The organism is Streptomyces turgidiscabies Car8, from assembly GCF_000331005.1.
GTDB lineage: Bacteria > Actinomycetota > Actinomycetes > Streptomycetales > Streptomycetaceae > Streptomyces > Streptomyces turgidiscabies.
This window is the reverse complement of sequence record NZ_AEJB01000053.1, coordinates 1-20,134: the sequence shown is the minus strand read 5'-3', so window position 1 is coordinate 20,134 and position 20,134 is coordinate 1. Positions and strand designations below refer to the sequence as shown.

The 20,134-nt window shown below is 69.4% G+C and carries 21 protein-coding genes; 10 read left to right on the top strand and 11 right to left on the bottom strand.

Features of this window, described 5'->3' with window-relative positions; genetic code table 11:
* Positions 1-409 precede the first annotated feature (409 nt).
* The 4 genes from STRTUCAR8_RS03670 to STRTUCAR8_RS03655 all read right to left on the bottom strand — a co-directional run bounded on the left by STRTUCAR8_RS03670 (position 410) and on the right by STRTUCAR8_RS03655 (position 4,735).
* On the bottom strand, positions 410-985 hold the full coding sequence (locus STRTUCAR8_RS03670; protein ID WP_006374057.1) for an ATP-binding protein: 576 nt from the start codon (positions 983-985) through the stop codon (positions 410-412).
* Between the two features lie 514 nt (positions 986-1,499).
* Positions 1,500-2,396, bottom strand: a complete 897-nt coding sequence (locus STRTUCAR8_RS03665; RefSeq protein WP_006374075.1) for an acyl-CoA dehydrogenase family protein — start codon at positions 2,394-2,396, stop codon at positions 1,500-1,502.
* Between the two features lie 9 nt (positions 2,397-2,405).
* Entirely contained in the window at positions 2,406-3,542 is a 1,137-nt protein-coding gene (locus STRTUCAR8_RS03660; RefSeq protein WP_006374061.1) for an acyl-CoA dehydrogenase family protein, read from the bottom strand.
* Complete coding sequence (locus tag STRTUCAR8_RS03655) at positions 3,542-4,735, bottom strand: amidohydrolase family protein (RefSeq protein WP_006374065.1); 1,194 nt, start codon at positions 4,733-4,735, stop codon at positions 3,542-3,544. Before STRTUCAR8_RS03655 ends, STRTUCAR8_RS03660 begins: the two co-directional genes overlap by 1 nt.
* A gap of 185 nt (positions 4,736-4,920) precedes the next feature.
* Here STRTUCAR8_RS03655 and STRTUCAR8_RS03650 point away from each other — a divergent pair, with 185 nt between their 5' ends.
* A complete protein-coding gene (locus tag STRTUCAR8_RS03650) occupies positions 4,921-6,660 on the top strand; it encodes an AMP-binding protein (protein ID WP_006374068.1) in 1,740 nt (579 codons plus the stop codon).
* 20 nt (positions 6,661-6,680) lie between these two features.
* On the opposite strand, the gene STRTUCAR8_RS03645 is transcribed toward STRTUCAR8_RS03650, so the two are convergent.
* Both STRTUCAR8_RS03645 and STRTUCAR8_RS03640 read right to left on the bottom strand, forming a co-directional pair.
* Positions 6,681-7,211, bottom strand: coding sequence for an EF-hand domain-containing protein (locus tag STRTUCAR8_RS03645; RefSeq protein WP_006374054.1), 531 nt, complete (start codon positions 7,209-7,211; stop codon positions 6,681-6,683).
* A gap of 231 nt (positions 7,212-7,442) precedes the next feature.
* Positions 7,443-7,847 carry an STAS domain-containing protein gene (locus tag STRTUCAR8_RS03640; protein ID WP_044471573.1) on the bottom strand — a complete coding sequence of 135 codons (405 nt, stop codon included), beginning with the start codon at positions 7,845-7,847 and terminating at the stop codon, positions 7,443-7,445.
* Between the two features lie 402 nt (positions 7,848-8,249).
* Here STRTUCAR8_RS03640 and STRTUCAR8_RS03635 point away from each other — a divergent pair, with 402 nt between their 5' ends.
* The 5 genes from STRTUCAR8_RS03635 (at position 8,250) to STRTUCAR8_RS03615 (ending at position 12,742) form a co-directional block, all read left to right on the top strand.
* Positions 8,250-8,882, top strand: a complete 633-nt coding sequence (locus STRTUCAR8_RS03635) for a sigma-70 family RNA polymerase sigma factor (RefSeq protein ID WP_006374063.1) — start codon at positions 8,250-8,252, stop codon at positions 8,880-8,882.
* On the top strand, positions 8,879-10,252 hold the full coding sequence (locus STRTUCAR8_RS03630; RefSeq protein ID WP_006374064.1) for a zf-HC2 domain-containing protein: 1,374 nt from the start codon (positions 8,879-8,881) through the stop codon (positions 10,250-10,252). The genes STRTUCAR8_RS03635 and STRTUCAR8_RS03630 overlap by 4 nt, the downstream gene beginning before the upstream one ends.
* A gap of 135 nt (positions 10,253-10,387) precedes the next feature.
* A complete protein-coding gene (locus STRTUCAR8_RS03625; protein WP_006374060.1) occupies positions 10,388-10,972 on the top strand; it encodes a 3'-5' exonuclease in 585 nt (194 codons plus the stop codon).
* A gap of 430 nt (positions 10,973-11,402) precedes the next feature.
* Positions 11,403-12,008, top strand: coding sequence for a hypothetical protein (locus STRTUCAR8_RS03620; protein ID WP_234372531.1), 606 nt, complete (start codon positions 11,403-11,405; stop codon positions 12,006-12,008).
* Positions 12,009-12,169: 161 nt separating this feature from the next.
* Positions 12,170-12,742 carry a S1 RNA-binding domain-containing protein gene (locus STRTUCAR8_RS03615; protein WP_006374067.1) on the top strand — a complete coding sequence of 191 codons (573 nt, stop codon included), beginning with the start codon at positions 12,170-12,172 and terminating at the stop codon, positions 12,740-12,742.
* Positions 12,743-12,785: 43 nt separating this feature from the next.
* Here STRTUCAR8_RS03615 and STRTUCAR8_RS48140 read toward each other — a convergent pair whose 3' ends face one another.
* A complete protein-coding gene (locus tag STRTUCAR8_RS48140) occupies positions 12,786-13,559 on the bottom strand; it encodes a class I SAM-dependent methyltransferase (protein ID WP_048818703.1) in 774 nt (257 codons plus the stop codon).
* A gap of 487 nt (positions 13,560-14,046) precedes the next feature.
* Here STRTUCAR8_RS48140 and STRTUCAR8_RS48135 point away from each other — a divergent pair, with 487 nt between their 5' ends.
* Positions 14,047-14,544, top strand: coding sequence for a hypothetical protein (locus STRTUCAR8_RS48135; protein ID WP_234372530.1), 498 nt, complete (start codon positions 14,047-14,049; stop codon positions 14,542-14,544).
* A gap of 168 nt (positions 14,545-14,712) precedes the next feature.
* On the opposite strand, the gene STRTUCAR8_RS03600 is transcribed toward STRTUCAR8_RS48135, so the two are convergent.
* Complete coding sequence (locus STRTUCAR8_RS03600; RefSeq protein WP_006374071.1) at positions 14,713-15,234, bottom strand: DUF3592 domain-containing protein; 522 nt, start codon at positions 15,232-15,234, stop codon at positions 14,713-14,715.
* A gap of 143 nt (positions 15,235-15,377) precedes the next feature.
* Positions 15,378-16,040 carry a hypothetical protein gene (locus STRTUCAR8_RS03595; RefSeq protein ID WP_100247483.1) on the bottom strand — a complete coding sequence of 221 codons (663 nt, stop codon included), beginning with the start codon at positions 16,038-16,040 and terminating at the stop codon, positions 15,378-15,380.
* A gap of 190 nt (positions 16,041-16,230) precedes the next feature.
* On the opposite strand from STRTUCAR8_RS03595, the gene STRTUCAR8_RS03590 reads away from it, so the two are divergent.
* Positions 16,231-16,875 (top strand): dihydrofolate reductase family protein, encoded by a 645-nt coding sequence (locus STRTUCAR8_RS03590; RefSeq protein ID WP_006374069.1) that lies wholly within the window; start codon positions 16,231-16,233, stop codon positions 16,873-16,875.
* A gap of 53 nt (positions 16,876-16,928) precedes the next feature.
* Positions 16,929-17,219: an Imm32 family immunity protein gene (locus STRTUCAR8_RS03585; protein ID WP_006374072.1), complete on the top strand. Its 291-nt coding sequence runs from the start codon at positions 16,929-16,931 to the stop codon at positions 17,217-17,219.
* Positions 17,220-17,226: 7 nt separating this feature from the next.
* Here the strand turns inward: STRTUCAR8_RS03585 and purU are convergent, their stop codons facing one another.
* Complete coding sequence (gene purU / locus STRTUCAR8_RS03580) at positions 17,227-18,108, bottom strand: formyltetrahydrofolate deformylase (protein WP_044471572.1); 882 nt, start codon at positions 18,106-18,108, stop codon at positions 17,227-17,229.
* 86 nt (positions 18,109-18,194) lie between these two features.
* Positions 18,195-18,695, bottom strand: coding sequence for an SCO4402 family protein (locus STRTUCAR8_RS03575; RefSeq protein WP_006374073.1), 501 nt, complete (start codon positions 18,693-18,695; stop codon positions 18,195-18,197).
* A 117-nt stretch (positions 18,696-18,812) separates the two neighbouring features.
* Between STRTUCAR8_RS03575 and STRTUCAR8_RS03570 the strand changes: the two genes are divergently transcribed.
* Positions 18,813-20,120, top strand: a complete 1,308-nt coding sequence (locus STRTUCAR8_RS03570) for an ABC transporter substrate-binding protein (protein WP_044471571.1) — start codon at positions 18,813-18,815, stop codon at positions 20,118-20,120.
* Positions 20,121-20,134: the final 14 nt, after the last annotated feature.

Below are 20,134 nucleotides of genomic sequence, written 5' to 3'. Positions count from 1 at the left end.
GCGCCATTGCCCACCCCAAGTACGGCATCGCGCGCCGCCACCCGCCTTCGGCGTTCCCGCCCCACCCCCCCGGGCCCTGAAGGAGCCGACGCCGAATCACGATCCACACTCGCCGAGGGCCCCCGTCCCCGAACCCTCGCCGTCCCCTCACGGCGGATCGCGCTGAACACAAGCGTGTTCACCCGGTCACGTCACGTCAACACCCGTTCGGGGATTTATCGCTTACGTCCGTTTTGCGACAACCGCGCACAGGGGCACACCCCGGCGCACCGCACCACACCGGACCGGAAAGCCGGGCTTTTCTGCACCCGTTGCCCCGCCGAGCGCCGCACTGAGCACGGCACCGAACACGACACGACGGGGCATGACGTACGACCCCATGCCCGGCACCGCCAGGGGGCCGTCCCGGTCAGACGGCCTCGTACGCCGCCATGCCCCCGTACGCGGAAGCCGTGACGGTGGTCGCGGCCGCGGTGCCGGCCGCCGCAGCGGCCGATACGACGGCCGCGGCGACCCCCGGCGCGGCGACGGCGTTCCCGCCCCCGCACGGCGCCGGAGCCGGGCAGCGGTCCAGTTCGCACCAGATGCGCTTGCCGACCCCCTCGGGGCTCCACCCCCAGCGGTCGGCGAGCCCGTCGACCAGCTCCAGCCCGCGCCCGTTGGTCTCGTCACGCTCGGCGTGCCGGGGCGCGGGCGGGCAGGCGCTCAGGTCGACGACCTCCAGCCGTACGGTTCCGCCGGCCACGCCCTGGGCGCCGGTCTGCGCCGCGCACACACCCTTGAACGTCAGCCGCAGCACGGCGGGACGCCCGGTGTGCACCACCGCGTTGGTGACCAGTTCGGAAACGAGCAGGATCAGCGTCTCGGCCAGTGGCTCGTCGTCCGACACCCCGGACCCGGCAAGCCGCGACCGCACCCATCTCCGGGCCCGCCCCACCTCTGCGGGGTCGGGCCGGATCTCCAGCTGCACTTGAAGCACCTGCACCGCTCACACCATCCGAACCGGCGGACACATCGCCTCGCGCCGCACGAGGGCCACGATCGTAGCCATTTTCTGCATGCCCAGAACAACGGTTGGGCCGGCGGCCAGATCGGGGATCACAGAACGTGAGTCCCTTACGAGAAAGCATGGTTGACGTACAGTCACGCCAACAAGCGCTTCGGGCATATTCCAACGCGAAGGAGTACGCCTGCGGCATACTGTGCGACGCTCGCCGCGCATAGTCGAACAGGCGAGCTGAAGTCGTCTAACCGCCCCGCGAGCGGCGCGCACCGCCGAATCCGGGGCCGCCTCAGGGGCGACACCGGGATGGCTCGACCTCGGAACCACTCGCATGCCACAGAAGGTACCGGAGGGAACACACGACTCCGGGCCGTGACGAGTCCCGCGAAGGACACAACCCGGTATCGACGCTGAGTGATCTCACAACACCTCGGTCACGGTTCGATCGCGCCACGATCGGCGACATCAATCCGGCCAGCACCGCTCCGACCGCCGGTCACAGCGTCTCGGCCAGTAACGCGGCGGCGAGCATCTCCTCACACTCCGTCACCGCGCCAGGTCGGCGGGCCCGTACCCATGCCCGCTTCAGATACAGATGGACGTCCGACTCCCAGGTGAAGCCCATCCCGCCGTGCACCTGAAGGCAGTCGCGGGCGCCGCGCACCGCGGCCTCGTCGGCGAGCAGCCGGGCCGCCGCGATGTCCGCCGGATCGACGGTGACGGCAGCCGCGTACACCGCCGCCCGCGCCACTTCGGCCCGCACCAGCATCCCGGCGCACAGGTGCTGCACCGCCTGAAAGGCCCCGATCGGACGCCCGAACTGCTCACGGGTCCGCGCGTGTTGCACGGCCAGCTCACACACCCGGGCGGCGGTGCCGAGCTGCTCGGCGGCGGTCAGAAGAGACGTCAGGAGTACGTCCGTCCCGTCGCCGGAGTCCGGATCCCCCGCTCTGTGCAGTGGCGTGAGCGGATCCACCGACCGCATCGGCACCGCGCCGGCCACGTCCCCCCGTACGACGTCGGCAGCCTCCAGCCACTCCACCACTCCGCCGCCGTCGACGCCGGTCACCACCGTCTCCCCCGTCGCCGCCCCCGGCACCTCCCCCGCCGCGAGATGCGTGGCGATCAGCGGCCCGGGCAGCAGTACGCGCCCCGCCTCCTCGAACGCCAACACCGCCTCGGGCAGCCCGAGTCCGACCCCGCCCGCCTCCTCCGGCAACCGCAGCGAGAAGAACCCGGCGTCCCCCAGTTCCCGCCACAGCCCCCGGTCCAGCTCGGGCCCGTCGGCGACGTCCATGGTCGCCCGCAGCCGCTCGCGTCCGAACCGCGCCGCCAGCAGCCCTCGTACACCCGCCCGCAACGCCCGCTGGTCCTCGGTGAGTTGGAAGCGCATGGGTTCGGGTCACCGTCCTTTCGGCAGTCCGAGAACGCGTTCGGCCACGATGCTGTGCTGGATCTGGGAGGTGCCGGCGGCGATGGTGTACGACAGCGAGGACAACCGGTCGAGCAGCCAGGGCTGTTCGAGATCCAGTGCCGAGCCGCCCTCCCCTCCCAGCACCTCGGCCGCCGCCTCGTACAGCTCCTGCCGGGCATGCGAGTACCGCAGCTTGAAGACGGACCCGCCGACCCCGGGCACGCCCTCGCTCGCCTCGCTCACGTTCCACTGGGTCAGCCGCCACAGCGCCCGGAACTCGGCGTTCAGCCGCCCGAGGCGACGACGTAGGACGGGGTCGTCCCAGCGGCCGTTCTCCCGTGCCGACAGGGCGAGTTCGCCGAGCACCCGGCGGCAGGCGACCACCTCCCCCACGAACGCCGTGCCGCGCTCGAAGGACAGGGTCACCATGGTCACGCGCCAGCCGTCGTTCTCCTCGCCGACCCGGTTGGCGACGGGCACCCGGACCTCGTCGAGGAAGACCTCGGCGAACTCGTTCGACCCGGCGAGCGTGCGCAGCGGCCGTACGGTGATGCCCGGCGCGTCCATGGGCATCGCCAGCCAGGTGATCCCGCGATGCTTGGGCGCGTCCGGGTCGGTGCGCACCAACAGCTCGCACCAGTCGGCGACTTCGGCGTGCGAGGTCCAGATCTTGGAGCCGCTGACCACGTAGTGGTCGCCGTCGCGCCGCGCGCGGGTGCGCAGCGCCGCGAGGTCCGAACCGGCGTCCGGCTCACTGAACCCCTGACACCAGACCTCCTCGCCGCGCAGCACGGGCGGCAGCCAGCGCGCCCGTTGTTCGTCACTCCCCTCGGCGGCGACGGTCGGTCCGGCGTGCAGCAGCCCGACGAAGTTCGCCCCCACATAGGGCGCACCGGCCTTCTCCGTCTCCTCCAGGAAGATCATCCGTACGGCCGGGTCGGCGCCCCAGTGGACCTCGCCGTACCCGGCGTCGTACAGCGTCCGCTGCCAGCCCAGGTCGTACGCGCGCCGCCCGGGCCAGTCGTCGGGCGAGGGCTTGGCCGGCAGCGAGGGAAGGGATTTCCCCAGCCAGTCCCTCAACCGGGCCCGGAACTCCGCCTCTTGGGGGGTGTCTGCGAGGTCCACTACTTGTCCAGGTCGAGGCCGAGCATGCGGATGGCGTTGCCGCGCATCAGCTTGTAGACGGTCTCGTCGTCGAGGCCCTTCACGTGGTCGAGGGCGACCTCCTTGGTGTGCGGGAAGGTCGAGTCGACGTGCGGGTAGTCGGTCTCGAAGGTGGCGTTGTCCCGGCCGACGACGTCGATCGAGGCGACTCCGTGCTTGTCGCGGAAGAAGCAGCAGAAGATCTGCCGGTAGTAGTACGTCGAGGGCGGCTCCGGGATCAGATCCCGCACCCCGCCCCACGCGCGGTGCTCCTGCCACACGTCGTCGGCGCGTTCCAGGGCGTACGGGATCCAGCCCATCTGGCCTTCGCTGTACGCGAGTTTGAGCGTCGGGAACTTCACCAGCACACCGCTGAACAGGAAGTCCATCATCGAGGCCATCGCGTTGTTGAAGCTCAGCGAGGCCTGGACGGCGGGCGGGGCGTCCGGGGAGGCGGCGGGCATCTGGCTGCTGCTGCCGATGTGCATGTTGACGACCGTCCCGGTCTCCTCGCACACCGCGAAGAACGGGTCCCAGTAGCCGGAGTGGATCGACGGCAGCCCGAGGTACGTCGGGATCTCGGAGAACGTGACCGCCCGCACCCCGCGTTCGGCGTTGCGCCGGATCTCCGCGACCGCCAACTCGACGTCCCACAAAGGGATCAGGCACAGCGGGATCAGCCGGCCGCCGCTGTCGCCGCACCACTCCTCCACCATCCAGTCGTTGTAGGCGCGTACGCAGGCCAGCGCGACCTCCTTGTCGGCGGCCTCGGCGAAGGTCTGGCCACAGAACCGCGGGAAGGTGGGGAAGCAGAGGGAGCCCTCGACATGGTTGAGGTCCATGTCCGCGAGCCGGGCCTTCGGATCCCAGCAGCCGCGTCGCATCTGCTCGCGGGTGATGCCGTCGAGGGTCATCTCGTCCCGGGAGAACCCGACGGCCGCGATGATCCGCTTGTACGGGAACTGCAGGTCCTCGTACTGCCACCAGTCGGTGACCGGACCGTCGGGGTCGGTCGTGATCCGGTATTTGCCACCCACGTAGGCGAGTTCGCCGATTCCGGCGGTGAAGGGCTTCGGCCCCCTGTCCCGGTACTTGGCCGGCAGCCAGGTCTCGAAGAGGTGCGCGGGTTCGATCACGTGGTCGTCGACGCTGATGATGCGGGGCAGTTCGGTCATGGGTCCCCTCCGCCTGGCCAGCCGGTGTTGATTATCTGACGGTCCGTCAGTTCTACGCCTCTAGAAGGTTAGTCCCGCACCTATGGACCGACAAGGCGCCAGGCCCTACGCTCCCCGCACAATCTGACTGTTCGTCAGAACACTTTCCGGTCAGCTGGCAACTCGCACTGGCAACTGGGGGCAACGTGAACGTCGTCGACACCGCACACGCCCTGGGTTCGGCCCGTACCCTCTGGGAACTGGTGGCCCGCCGCGCCGAACTCACCCCCGACCGGCCGGTCTTCCTCCAGGACGACCGCGCCCTCACCTTCGGCGAACTCCGCGCCCGCTCCGAACGGGTGGCGGCGGGCCTGTACGACATGGGCGTACGCCCCGGCACGGTCGTCGCCTGGCAGCTGCCCACCCGTATCGAGACCGCTCTGCTCTCCTTTGCGCTGGCCCGTCTGGGCGCCGTGCAGTCGCCGGTCATCCCCTTCTACCGGGACCGCGAAGTCGGCTTCGCACTACGGGAGTCGAAGGCGCAGTTCTTCGCGGTGCCGGGCGTCTGGCGAGGCTTCGACCACACGGAGATGGCTCACCGGCTCGGCGCGAAGGGCGTCTTCCGCGCGTACGACAGTGACGAACTCCCCGACGGCGAACCGTCGTTGCTACCGCCCCCGCCCTCCGAGGGCACCTCGGTCCGCTGGATCTACTGGACCTCCGGCACGACCTCCGACCCCAAGGGTGTGCTCCACACGGACCGTTCGCTCATCGCGGGCGGCTCGTGCCTCGCCCACGCGTTGCGGCTCACCGAGTCGGACGTGGGCTCGATGGCCTTCCCGTACGCCCATATCGCCGGCCCCGACTACACGGTGATGCTCCTGCTGTACGGGTTCCCGGCGGTGATGTTCGAGCAGTTCGCGCTGCCGGACGCGCTGGAGGGCTACCGCAAGCACGGCGTCACGGTGGCCGGCGGGTCCACGGCCTTCTACTCCATGTTCCTCGCCGAGCAGCGCAAGCAGCCGGGCGAACCGGTGATCCCCTCCCTGCGGCTGCTCGCGGGCGGCGGGGCGCCGAAACCGCCGGAGGTCTACCACTCCGTCGTACGCGAGATGGGCGTGCAGCTCACGCACGGGTACGGGATGACCGAGGTGCCGATGATCACCATGGGGGCGCCGGACGACACGGTCGAGAACCTGGCGACGACGGAGGGGCGTCCGCCGGAGGGCATGGAGATACGGGTGGCGGAGGGCGAGGTGCGGCTGCGGGGCGAGGCCGTGTGCCAGGGCTATCTGGACCCCGCGCAGACCGCCGAGGCCTTCGACGAGGACGGCTTCCTGCGCACCGGCGACCTGGGATTCCTCACCGGGAGCGGGCACTTGGTGCTCACCGGCCGCCTCAAGGACGTCATCATCCGCAAGGGCGAGAACATCTCGGCGAAGGAGATCGAGGACCTGCTGCACACGCATCCGGGCGTGGGTGACGTGGCGGTGGTGGGGCTGCCGGACGCGGAGCGCGGGGAGTTGGTCTGCGCGGTGGTGGAACAGGCGGCAGGCGCACGTGAGTTGACCCTCGCCGGGCTGACTTCGCATCTGCGGTCGGAAGGGCTGTCCGTGCACAAGCTGCCGGAGCGGCTGGAGCTGGTGGACGCCCTTCCGCGCAACGACGCCCTGCGGAAGGTGCTGAAGTACAAGCTGCGCGAACGCTATTCGGAGCCGGGGGCGGCGGCGCCGGAGCCCGCGTCCGGACCGGTGCCCGAGCCCGCGTCCGGGCCGGTGTCCGAGCCCGCGTCCGGACCGGTGTCCGAGCCCGCGTCCGGGCCGGTGTCCGAGCCCGCGTCCGAGCCGGTGTCCGAGCCCGCGTCCGAGCCGGTGTCCGAGCCCGCGTCCGAGCCCGCGTCCGGGCCGCCGCCCCTGTCCTCGCCCCAGCCCTCGCCCGAGTCCTAGTCCGAGCCCTCGTCCGAGTCCTAGTCCGAGCCCTCGTCCGAGTCGGAGACGTCGAAGTAGCGGGCCAACGCGTCGACGATCTCCGTCTCGCCGACCTTGCCGTCCGCGTCGGTGTCGAGGGTCGCGGCGGCCATGGCGGCGACGTCCTCGGGGACGCCGAGCGCCTTGAGAACGCGTTCGGTGTCCTCGAGAGTCGCCGCGCCGTCGCCGTCCCGGTCCGCGACCGCGAGGGCCGCGTGCAGGAAGGGCCGGGCGATCTCGGCGAACCGGCCCGGGCTGTCGTGCAGCCGCTTCACGGCGCCGTTCACGAACTCGTCGCGGGTGATCCGCTGGTCGCCGTCCCGGTCCGCTATCCCCGCCATGCCCTGCCAGAAGGCCTCGGCACCGCTGTAGAGGGCCTGGCCCTTGTCGGACCGGGCGGGGGTGCCGAACTCGGCGAGCAGCGCCTTGGCCGCCACGCTGAAGTCCGCACGGTCGATGTAGCCGTTGCCGTCCTGGTCGAAGGTGGCGAACCGGGCGGCGATCTTCCGCCCGTACTCGGAGCTGACCATGTCTGTCGGGCCTGCCTTACGTCTGCGTCCTACGCCGGTGTCCTGGGTCGAGGTCCTGGGTCCAGGTCTTGGGTCGTCTTCCCGCACGGAGCGTACGACGCGCGGGTGACCGCCGGAGCAGGAAAACGACACCTGTACCGAGACTGGGTAAATTCCGCGACAACGGCGTCACGCGCGCGTGGGGGTCGGGCACGGGCGCGTAGGGATCTGGTGGTGCGGGTGCGGGGCCGGTCACGCGCGCGTGAAGGCCGCCTGGAGAGGCGCCGCGGCCTCGTCGGCGGCCGTGGTGACATCCCCGTAGACGTCGAAGAGCCGACGGACCCCCAGGGCGCCGAGGACCCGGTTGACGTGATGGGCGTGGGCGCTCTCCGCGGCTCCCTGCGCGGGCAGGATCAGGCGCAGGCGACCCTGGCAGGAGCGCAGCAGCCGACGGGTGGCGATGAGGACGCCGACGCCGCTGGAGTCGCAGAAGACGACCTCGGAGAGATCGAGGACGACGCTGTGGCGGCCGTCGGCCACCGCGTCGTGCACCCGCTGCCGCAGCTCCGGCGAGGTGACCAGATCCATTTCCCCGGACACCCGGAGCACGGTCCAGCCGCCGCACTCGCCGTCGGTCACCTTGAACGCCACCATCACGCCTCTATCCGACTCGTCCGGCAGAAACGGAAGCTTTACTTACGCTTCCTGTCGACGCGGCTTCCCAACAGCCATGTCATCAAACACCGCACATCCGCTCGGCCCGGACCGCAAGAGACTTGCAGGCGGTTTGCAAGGGGCTTGTTTCGGTCACCCGCGATCCAGATCGATCGAAAATGGTGCAGATTACGTCATGGTTGGTCGGTCTCCGTCGGTTCTCTACCATCCGGAGGCCTTCGGAGGGCGCACAATGCCGCAAAGCGGAGTGGGCTGTCAGAGGGGCCGACTACATTCGACGAGAGGGTGGGCGGCCACCGGACCTGGACACGAACACGGACGGCACGGCACGGCACGACTGGGACAACTGACGCGACCGAGACGTACGGGGGGTGAGGGGGCAGCATGCCGAAGAGGGACACACCGCCCCGCTGGGACCGCAAGATGCAGCAACGGCTCGCACGCGGGGAGGCAGCCGCGCTGGGTGAGCTGTACGACCGGTTCGCGTCCCTCGTGCACGGACTGGCCCACCGGGTCCTCGGCGACGAACAGGCCGCCGACCGCATCACCCGCGAGGTCTTCGCCCACGTCTGGCAGCACCCCGACGACTACGAGCCCAAACAGGGCCCCCTGCGTTCCTGGCTGGCCTCCCTGACCCACCGCCTCGCGGTCCAGCGCCTCCGCCAGACGGAAACAGCGGCACTGGCCCACGACGACCCGACCGACCCGGCAACCTCTTCCAGTGCTTCCACGGAATGTGCGGGAGCCACTGGCTCCATGGAGGAACTGGAACGCAGGGTCCGCCGCGCCTCCGTCGCCGCCCGCGCCGACTACATCGTCACGTCGATGCCCGCCCCGTTGCGCGCCGCCCTGGAGCTGGCGTACTTCCAACGGCGCGACTACCGCCAGACCGCCGCCGACCTGGGCGTCACGGAGGCCGAGGCCCGCCGCCGCCTCCGCCTCGGCCTTCAGCTCCTGTCCACGGCCCACGACACCGGCACACCAGGGGCACCCCCCGAATACGGGGGTGCGGTGTGAGCGGCGCGGGTCACGAGGAGGGGGACTGGGAGAAGTACGAGGGGTACGGCGCCCAGGGACCGAACGACGACAACGACACCGGCGAGGGCAGCGGTGACGGTGGTGACGGTGACTTCGACGCCCGGGGTTCGGGCACCGGCGGCAGCCCGCGCCGTATACCGATGCCGCGCTCCTCGGTGGAGGACACGGGGCGCCCCCTGCCCGACGTACCCCACGTGGCGCCAGTACCCCCCGTCCCCCCTGCGCCCCTCGTCCTGGAACACGACGTACTGAGGTCGCTGCTCGGGGCGTGGGCGCTGGCCGCCTGTGCGCCGGAGGAGACGCTGGCCGTCGAGGAGCACCTCGGGGAGTGCGGAGCCTGCGCGGACGAGGCGCGGCGGCTGCGCGAGGCGGTCGAGCTGTTGCAACGCCCGGAGCCGCTGGACCTGGACCCGAACCTGCGTACCCGCGTCCTGCAGAGCTGCCTCGACCGCCGCCCGCCGCGCATCCCGGTACCGGAGTGGGCGGCCCCGTACGACGCGGAGACCGCCCGACTCGACGCCCTGCTGCAGGACTTCGGCGACGCGGAGTGGCACGCGCCCGTGCGGCTGCGCTGGTTCGAGCGCGACGAGCAGACGACCCGCCGTACGACGGTCGCCGGGGTCATCGCTCACCTGCTGAGCGTGGACGGCCTGGTCGCGGTCGCGCTGGGCCTCGACGACCCGCTCACCGGCGAGCAGAAGACCCCGGTCGCCCCGACTCCGGCGGGCCGTACGGAGGCGTACTGGCGTGCCTCGTACTTCCCGCCGACCCGGTCCGTACGGCTCCCGTGGCGGGAGCAGAGCCATGGCATCGTCCGGACGGTGGCGTTCGCGGGCGGCGGCTCGGGGAAGCTGCCTGTGCCGTACGGCGACTTCGAACTGCCCTTGCGGGACTCGATGTTGGACCGCGCCTTCGAGTGCTGGGTGCATGCGGGGGACATCGCGGAGGCGGTCGACTACCCCTACGAACCGCCGGCCCCCCGCCACCTCCACGACATGATCGACCTCGCGGCCCGCATGCTCCCGGAAGTTCTGGCCGCCCGCCGCCAGGCAGGCCTGGCCTCCCCGGACCGGACGACCCGCCACCTGGTCCCGGCCGGCGAACCCGGTCGCAGTCTCCGCCTGGAGATCGAGGGCTCCGGCGGGGGCGAATGGTTCATCCCCCTGGACTCCCCGGCCGCCGTCCCCTCAGCCGCCCACGAGGTCGCCCATGTGGCCCTGGACGGCGTGGAGTTCTGCCAACTGGCGGCAGGCCACGTCTCACCGGAGGAGGCCGCGGCGGGCCAGGACGGAGACCGGGAGGCGATCAGGGACGTGCTGTTCGCGGCGGCTTCGCTGAGCCGGATGTAGACGGGGAGATGGACGGGATCTCCCGTCGAGGAGAGGAGAGGAGAGGAGGGTAGGGAACGGAGGAGAGCGGCCGACGCCGGAGGCAGCCCCGAAAACCACATGCTCCAGCCGCTGTGCTTCTCTACGCTTCCCGCCATGGAGAGCACCTCGGCCGAGTATCTCGTCAACGTCGTGGACGTCGAAGCGACCTGTTGGGCGGGTTCCCAGCCGCCCGGCGCGGTCAGCGAGATCATCGAGGTGGGACTGACCGTCATCGACCTGGCCGCCGGTGAGCGTCTCGCCCGGCACCGGATTCTGGTGAAACCCGTCCGGTCCACGGTCAGCGAGTTCTGCACGGAGCTGACCGGCCTCACCCAGCACGAGGTCGACCAAGGGGTCAGTTTCGCCGAGGCGTGCCGACTGCTGGCGGCCGAGCACCGTGCGGGCACCCGACCGTGGGTCAGCTGGGGCGACTACGACCGCCACCAGTTCACCCGCCAGTGCCAGGCGACACGGACGTCGTACCCCTTCGGCCGCCACCACACCAACGCCAAGGCGGTCTTCACCGAGGCATACGGCCTGCGCAAACGCCCCGGCATGGCACAGGCCCTGAAGATCGCCGGCCGGCAACTCGAAGGCCGTCACCACCGAGGCGAGGACGACGCCTGGAACATCGCGGCCCTCGTACTCCACCTGTCCCAACGGGACCTCTGGACGCCCACGGCCGAACATCCCGCTTGACGCACACCCGGTCCAGCGGAGCCACCCGACCGAAGTGGCGCCGAATCAAGCCCGCCGTCGACACCGGCACACTCGACGTCGGCGACGAACTCGCCGCTTCTTGCTGTGGCGTGAAGGGCACGACCGAACGTTCCTGGTGTCCGTTCTCTGCCGACCCCGTTCCGCTGTCCACCGAGCTGTGTGGCCGATCGAGGAACGTGCGGTCCCCTACTTACTACCCGGGGACGATCTTCAAGACCTCTTGTCGCCGCACGTCACCAGTACTCGTGGAACTCGTGGACACCCCGTCGCCCTCACTCAGCCCGCCTCATACGGGCCTGACCCATGCGGAACAATCGCGGTCAACTGGGTGGGCGAATGATGGGGGTGGGACGTGAAGCTCTTTGGCTCGCGAGGCCGACGTAAGGGCATACCGAACGAGCCGACGCTCTTGGCCGAGGCCGCGGCGAATCCCGGTGGCAGTGTCGCCGAGATCGACCCGACGTACATCGACGACCCGAACGGCTATGTGCCTCCCGAGGCGATCCGCGGCGCGTGGGTGGTGGACGGCAGCGGAAAACTGACGGGCGAGTACCAGAAGAATCCGCGTCACGGGGTGCCGCAGGACGACTTCACCAAGCTCACTGATCCTGAGCACTGGCTCGGCTGGCTCGGCGATGATCCCGCGACCGCCGTCCGGGAAGGCATCGAGGAGTCCTTGCGCGCCCAGGCGGAAGACGCAGTGGTCGAGTGGGTCAAGATCCTCGAAACGCCCCGGTTCCTCACGGGCGGGCGTCGACGCGCCGCGGACGAGCAGACCATATTGGTCACCCGCGCGGCACTCGCCGCGCCGTTTGCGTTGTCTGTCCACACAGCGCAGCACGGGCGTTCCATCCTCCTGGGGGTGTTCTCCTGGGCGGCGGTGAACCTCGCACGACCCCAAGCCCGCAAAGATCAGAACTGGTTCGACCTGGGCGTCGGACTGGACTGGGCCGGTGAACGGCTTCGAGAGCGGATCTACGAGATCGACGGAGAGGAGGGCACGGCCGAGCGGTAGAGCGGCAGATGCCGATCCGCACCGGCGGGCAGAGCGGAAGCCTGCCCGCCGTAGACGTCCTTGACGCGGAGGAGCGGTCCGGACCGTCAACTGGCAGGCGAATCCGCAACGTGACCGCACCCCCTGCCCAGTTCGCAGTCCCTCGTGAAAAGGTGGGGCGCATGATGGGCGGGCCCTCTGAGAACCCGGAACTCTGGGCGTTCCTGGAATCACTGCGCCGCGGCGAGTTCCTTTCCGGCACCGTCACAGCGATCGAACGGTTCGGGGTGTTCGTGGCACTCGACGACGGCCCCGACCATCCGGTCTTCCCCGGCGTCGGATTCATCTCCTTCGCTGAACTGTCCTGGCGACGTTTCGAAGCAGCCTCCGACGTCGTGGAGGTCGGGCAGCGTGTCTCATGCGAGTTCCTCCAGTTCGACACATGGAACCTGGAAGCCCGACTTTCCTTGAAAGCGATGCAACCGGACCCCTTTCATGTATTCGCCGACAGCATCGCCGTGGGCCAGAAACTGCACGGACAGGTCACCAAGCTGGTCCCGTTCGGCGTCTTCGTCCAGGTCGCCGACGGATGCGAGGGACTGGTTCACCTGCGAGAACTCACCTGGACGCCCGTGGAAACTCCATCAGTCGTCGTCCAGGTCGGCGACGAGATCACTGTCGTCGTCACCGAGATCGACCGAGAGCGACACAGGCTGACCCTCTCCCGACGTCAAAACTCAGCCGACCACCCGTGACTCGCTGCGCCCCTGCCCGATGAACCTGTGAGGCCAGATCCCGTCAGCTCCGACGACCGCTGATGAGCAGGAAAGGCGGCAACCCGGCCCGCAGCGGCTGCTCGGCGACCACCCGCGCGTCCGGAGTCGACTCCGCCACGCTTTCGATTGCGAACCCGTGCTCAAGCAGATCGGTCACATACGAGGAGAGCATCCGGTGCTGGTTCCCGGCCCGTCGGGCGCCATCCGGATTGGCCGAGCGCCAGAATCCCTCCGCGAAGTAGTCCCCCACTACGCGGCACGGCCTCTCGTCCCCGTCATCGCCCCACCATGCATGCGGCGCCTCGAAACACGGATGCGGAACGGTGAAGACCAGAACCCCTCCTGGCACCAAAACCCGCCGCACGGCAGTGAGCGCGGCGGCCAGGTCGGGCACGTTGTTCAAGGACAACCCGGCGGTCACCCACTCCACACTGCTGGTGGCGACCGTGGCCAGGGAGCACCCGTCGTCCACGGCATAGCGGGCACCGCTCGATCCGCCTTCCTCGGCAGCCCGAGCATGCTCGATCATGCGAGGTGAAGGGTCGATACCGACAGCGGAACCGCCGCGAGCGGCCAGGGCACGAGTGATGAGCCCCTGCCCGCACCCCAGATCGAGGATCCGCTGACCACGCAGGTCACGTGGAAGTTCGTCGAGCAGAACGTCGCGGGCGAATTCGTGCATCGCCGAACCGGACCGCAGCCGCTCGGCATACCAATCTGCGATCGTGTCCCAGGAATCGGTATCGGTCATCAAGACCTTCACGCTACCGACCGACAGCCCGAGGAACCACCGCATTACAGGAGGGCTACGGTCCTCGCCGGAATGAGATCGAATCGCCCGGGCCGTTGCACCCGACCGAGACGCGAAACCGGCCTGGCCTCAGCGCAGTTGGCCTCCGAACATGTGTCGACGTCACCGGAGCTTCTCCGGGACGGCGGAGCCGACAGGACTGCCGCTCTGTCCGGCGGCCACGCGAATTCACCTGCCAGTTGCGAGCCGACTCCGCGATCATTGGTCAATGACCATGAGACCGGACCTTCTCAGGCTGAGCATCGCGTGCCCTCCACCCGACGAGGGCGTCGTGGAGGTACGCCCGATCGTCAACGGTCGGGATCTTCTGGCCGAGGTGGTCCCCGGTGGCGGGAAAAGCTCCCGGTACGTGGGAGCAAGCCCCAGAAATCTGCTGGGCCAGGACGGGCCGTTGCATGTCACGGCAACGCCCCACGCGGTTCGTATCGCTTGGTCCGGGTGCGGCGTGGAGGAGTGCTGTGGCGCCCTGTACATGACGCTCACCCCCGACGGGGATCATGTTGTCTGGGCGGGCTGGCGCGACCTGGCCAATCAGGACCTCGGCCTGCCGGAGCTTCGGTTCACCGCAGCTCAGTACGAGGCCGAGGTCATGCGAGCCGTAGAGGACCGCAGTTGGGAGTGGCCGGCAGGAGCGGTTGCGCGGCTGCTTGAGGCGGGGCTGAGAGGGCGCGGGGACTGGCTCGCCAGGTGGGACTGCGAGTTGGAAGGTGTCTGGGCCTCCCGCAAGGAACCAGATCGCATTCGCGTCGTCCTGAGGCATCCCCGTGAACTGGCCGATTCAGATCTGCCGTGGCTCCAGTTCGGGATGACCCTCCCGGTCTCCGCGGACGACCCGTCGGTCCAAGCCGAGCACCTTGAAGCGCGGCTGACCGCAGGCGATCCCCGTGCCACAGCCGAGGTCTGGGGAGGTTCGCATGATGCGGAGCAACTGGGCTACCCATGGCCGCCGGTCGACCTGTCGTTGATATGAACGGCAGGGCGAGGCGGGGCAAGCCATCAACGCCTCCCGGTACACGGCGACGCGAACCCAATCAACGCATGCCATCGCAGTCGACGCGGCAGGTTGCCCGAGGCCGCGATGAAGGCGGCGAGGGCGCACCCCCGTGACGCCCACCCCGTCTGGCAGGGGACGACGGGGTCACCTTCGGAAGTACACCGCGACCTTCCTGGCAATCGCCAGGCCATAGCCGATGGTCGGAACAAGACCGACAAGGAAAAGCAGTCCGCCGGGAAACATCAACTTCGTCCAGCCGAGCTGGCTGGGGAACAGGGCGTGCCCAGGTCGTTCCGCGTCGTAGAGAACGGTGACACGGTCACCCGTCGACAGACCGCCCGGGGCCAGCAGGACGTTGTCGATCGACGCCCAACCGTCCGGGACGCCGGCGAGGCTGACTCTGATGGAGGAGGGGCTCTCTTTCAGCTGTGGTTTGGCGTAGTCGGCAGTGACCACTACCGCTGGCATCTTCTCCGCGTCATCGAAGTGCAGTCGTGCGGCCCCGTTGGCAAAACCGAGAGCGAAGCCCAAGGTGACGGAGATCAACCCGGCCAGGAGGCCCACCATGTAGCCGAGGGATCTGCGGATCCCCTCGCCCCGTTGAGGTCTGAAGACCCGTTCGCGGCCCACGCCAATGATCGTGTCGCTCTGTCGACCGTCTCCCACGACGACTCCCCCATGGTCGAGTCACCTCATTGTCCTGCCGATTGTCCTGCCGTGACCCCGATGAGGGCGTCCCTCCAAAGGGAAAGGGTGAGCTGAAAGAGCGCTGCGCGAGGCTGCGTTGAGGGCCGTTCGTCTCTACCGTGCTACTTGTGGCGAGGACCGCCGAGAGAGCCTGCGAGTTCGCCGACTGGCGCCAGCACGTGTCCGGCGTCGGCCGTGCACCACCACACCACCTCGCGCTCCCGCTCCGAGACGTGGACGCCGAGGTCATGGCGGGGGCACACAGGCCAGACCTGCCAGGTTCGTTCGAGCAGGCTCTCCTGGATCATGATCGTCAGACAGGTCAGTGCCGTGACCAGGTCGTCGCACATGCTCGGCAGGATGTGGCCGCCCCAGTTGAGCCTTTCGCCGTCGGCGAGGCGGACACCGGCTCCCACCGGGAACCAGTCCTCCAGGACCTCGATCTCCGGTTCACCCTCGATCCCACGCGTGGGCAGATCGCGGGCCACGATGCGCAGCGCTGCGCGCAGCGTCTCCAGACGCTCGGGGGCGAGGTCGAAATCCGGCTCGAACCCCATGTCGTCCAGGATGCGCCGGGCCAGGGCTGTCATGTCTACTCGCGGCACCTCGGCCGGATTCCGTTCGACGACCTCCAGGATGGCGTCGGTGGAGTGGGACCAGTCGAGGAGTTCGCAGGCGAGAGCGACAACTTGGCGAGGGTCGAGACTGTCCTCGCGCAGGCCGACGTAGACCCTTCGCATCAACGGTTCGGTAACCGCGTCGTACTCAGCCACGGACTTGCTCACCAGCCCAGCATCCCGACGCGACACGGTTCCCCACCTCCTGGTTTTCGGCATGACGCCTGACGCACTCGCCACCGGAATTATGACCTCACCACTTGCCGGGCCCCGCCCCGGCGATGAGTTTCCCGGCTCTCCCAGGTCTACACCCCGACCGAGACAGCCAGCTCACCCTCACCCACACCGGGAGTACGTCATGGGCCTCATCCACATCGAGATGTTCGCAACCCTCGACCTCGTCGGGCAGGCGCCCGGTGGGCCCGAGGAGGATCCGGCGGGGTTTCCGTTCGGCGGGTGGCAGGCGCCGCTGATGGACGAGGTCGCCGGGGCGCAGATCCTTGCCGCGTACGAGGGCACGGACGCTCTTCTGCTCGGCCGGCGGACGTATGACATCTTCGCCGGGTACTGGCCACACCAGGAGGGCGGCGAGGACAACGAGATCGCCACGCTCTTCAACAGCGTCCCCAAGTACGTGGCGTCCCGTGGCACGCCCGACCTCCCGTGGGCCGGGTCCACGCAGCTCGGCCCGGATCTCGCCGGCGCGGTGCGCGAGATCCGGGACCGGCACGAGAACGTGAAGGTCGTCGGCAGCCTGGACCTGGTGCAGACCCTGCTGCGCGAGAAGCTGTTCGACCGTCTCGACCTCTGGGTGCACCCGGTCGTCCTCGGCGTCGGCAAGAAGGTGTTCGACGAGGGCGCGGTGCCCACGAACATCACGCTCCTCGAACCGCCGGCAGCCGGCCCCAAGGGCACGGTGTACCTGCGCTACGGCCTCGCCGACGGCACGCCAAGGACCGGGGACATGAGCGCCCCCGATCGCGGTGTCGGGGGCGACGCCTGAGGCCGCCCCGCGACTGCGGTTTCCCCCGGCAGCTGAGTACGGGACGCTTGGGTATGGCCGCTGAACCCGACATCGCTCCGCCGACGACCATCCACGTCAGAACGGTGACCGACGGAATCACCAGAGTCTTCACGTGGGAGGAAGGCGCGCGTGTCGAAGTCCGCGACCTGGGCGCGGAGATCGTGATCGAGGCCAACGCCGCCGGGCTGAAGACCCTCGCCGGCCACCTGCTCACACTCGCCCAGGACGGCACGCCGGACGGGACTCGTCTCCACCTGGATGAGCACTCCGGACTCGAAGAAGGATCCGTGAGCCTCGTGCTGGAGAGGTGCGACGAAGACTGAACGGCGGCTACGCGAAAACGACCGTCCGCCGCCCGTTCAGCAGAATCCGTCGCTCGGCATGCCACTTCACGGCCCGCGCCAGCGCCTGGCACTCCACGTCGCGGCCGAGGGCCACCAGCTGGTCCGGGGTCACGTCGTGGGCGACCCGCTCGACCTCCTGCTCGATGATCGGGCCCTCGTCCAGGTCCGCCGTGACGTAGTGCGCCGTCGCTCCGATCAGCTTGACGCCCCTCGCGTGGGCCTGGTGGTACGGCTTGGCGCCCTTGAAGCTCGGGAGGAAGGAGTGGTGGATGTTGATGATCCGGCCGCTCAGCGCCTTGCACAGGTCGTCCGACAGCACCTGCATGTAGCGGGCCAGGACGACCAGTTCCACGTTCTTCTCGCGGACCAGCTCCAGGAGCTGAGCCTCGGCCTGTGCCTTCGTGTCCCTCGTCACCGGGATGTGGACGAAGGGGACGTCGTACGAGGCGACCAGCTCGGCGAAGTCCGTGTGGTTGGAGACGACCGCCGCGATGTCGACCGGCAGCGCGCCGATGCGGGCGCGGAAGAGGAGGTCGTTCAGGCAGTGGCCGAACTTGCTGACCATGAGGACGACCCGCATACGGTCCTCGGCCCGGTGGATCTGCCACTCCATGTGGAAGGCGTCACCGATCGCCGCGAAGCTCGCGCGCAGCTTGTCCACCGTCACCGGCGTCTCTCCCGAGAAGTGGACGCGCATGAAGAACAGTCCCGTGTCCCGGTCGCCGAACTGCTGGCTGTCCTCGATGTTGCAGCCGGTCATGAAGAGGTAGCTCGACACGGCGTGCACGATGCCCTGTTTGTCGGGGCACGAGAGGGTGAGGACGTACTGCTCGGCGGGGGGCGCGGCCTGGCTGGACTGCTCGTTCATGCCGGACAGGGTCCCATATCCACCTGACACGGCCGACTCCCGTCCGCCACCCGGAACAGACCGGACGAGACGCCCCGGCCCATGCTCTACGCCGAGCGCGTCAGTATCCGCAGTACCTCCAGCGTGCGCGGCGGCACGTCCGGTTCCTCGCCGTCGCTCGCCGCGAGGCGCACGTGGGCGTCCCGGGCCGCGCGGACGGCCTCCGGCCAGCCGGCGTGGTCGAGGTAGGCCGAGACGGGGGCGTCCGGGCCGACCTGGTGCATGATCCGCAGGACGCGGAGTACGGCGGTGTCGACGAGGGCGGCTTCCTGGGAGTCCCGGAAGATCGTGCCGACGTATTTCTCGGCGGACCAGCTGTCCAGCCAGGTGTCCTCGACCAGGCGGTACACGGCGTCGGTGACGTCCCCGTAGCCGTCGACGCCGGCCAGCCAGACGTCTCGCTGGAACACCGGATCGGAGAGCATGTGCAGCGCGGAGCGCACATTGCTGCGCCAGCGCCACCACGGCATGTCGTTGAGTGGCATGCCGCCCATGGTGGGGGAGCGACGGCCGCGACGGGAAGAGTCTTCCGAACCTTGCACGGTCATCGATCGTACGGTCCCTGTGAAAACGAGATCAACACCCCCCGTAATTCACCTCCCCGTCACCGCCTGTCGACCAAGGGTCACATCCGGGTTGGCCGTGTGACGGAATCGTGCGTGTCCATGACCGGCAGGCGAGGCACTCGCAGTTCCTTCCGCACCAGACTCCCCACGTCGCTCCCCACCTCGATGGGTGTGCTGGCCGTGTGCGCGGCGCTCGCCGCCGGGTGCGGGGTCGTCCCCGGCACCTCGGCCGGTACCGAGGGCGGCGACATCACCGTCATGACCTGGGCGCCGGAGGGCACCGACGCCACCAACAAGCCCGGTATGCCGGCCATGGCGCAGGCGTACGCGCGCTGGATCAACTCCACGGGGGGCCTGAACGGGCGCAAGCTCAAGGTCCTGACCTGCAACGACCACAACGAACGGGTGGCCGCCGCGAAGTGCGCCCGGCGTGCCGCCGACGAGGACGTCGTCGCGGTCGTCGGCTCGTACAGCCAGTACGGCGACGACTTCCTGCGCCCGCTGGTCTCCGCCGGAATCCCCTACATCGGCGGGTACGGCGTCACCAACGACGAGTTCACCAACCCGATGTCCTACCCGGTGAACGGCGGCTCGCCCGCCCTCCTGGCCGGCCTCGGCAAGGAACTCGCGACCGTCTGCGGGCCCGTCGCCCTGGTCCGCCCCGACACCATCGCGGGCGACCAGCTGCCGCAGCTCCTCGACTCCGGGCTGCGGGCGGGCGGCCACGCCGAGGCGCGGGACCAGCTGGCGGCCGAGGCCGCCACCGAGTACGGGACGCACACGAAGCTCGCCCTGGAGCGCACAGCGGGCACTGGGGGCACGGAAGCCGGGCACGAGGGCTGTGTCGTGCCCGCGCTCGGGGACCGTACGAACACCTTCATGGACTCCTTCCGGCGCGACCGCGAGGACTACCCGGCCGTGCGCACCGCCACCGTCCTCGGCAGCGTCGACCAGACGGTGATCAACGCGACCGGGGGCAGGACAGGCCCGTACGAGGGCTCGTACATCACCGGCTGGTACCCGGTGGCCGGCGACGCCCGCTGGGACGGGATGAGGAAGGTCATCAACGAGGAGGCCTTCGGCGACAACCGCATCGACCCGCAGGACGCGGGGGTGCAGACCACCTGGATCGCGTACACCGTCCTGAAGGCGGTCGTCGAGTCGCTGGGCGAGGGCGAGGTGTCCTCGACCACGGTCCGGCGGGCCCTCGACGACGGTGTCCGGGTCCCCACCGGCGGCCTCACCCCGACGTTGAGCTGGCGCTTCGAGGATCTGCTGTCGGTGGTCGGCTTCCCGCGCCTGGTCAACGCGCAGGTGACCCTCCAGGTCGTGCGCGAGGGCCGCCTCGTCGCCGCGCGCGAGGGCTCGGTCGACACGACGAAGCTGCTGGAGAGCGCGGCGGACTGAGGACCGTCGGGCGG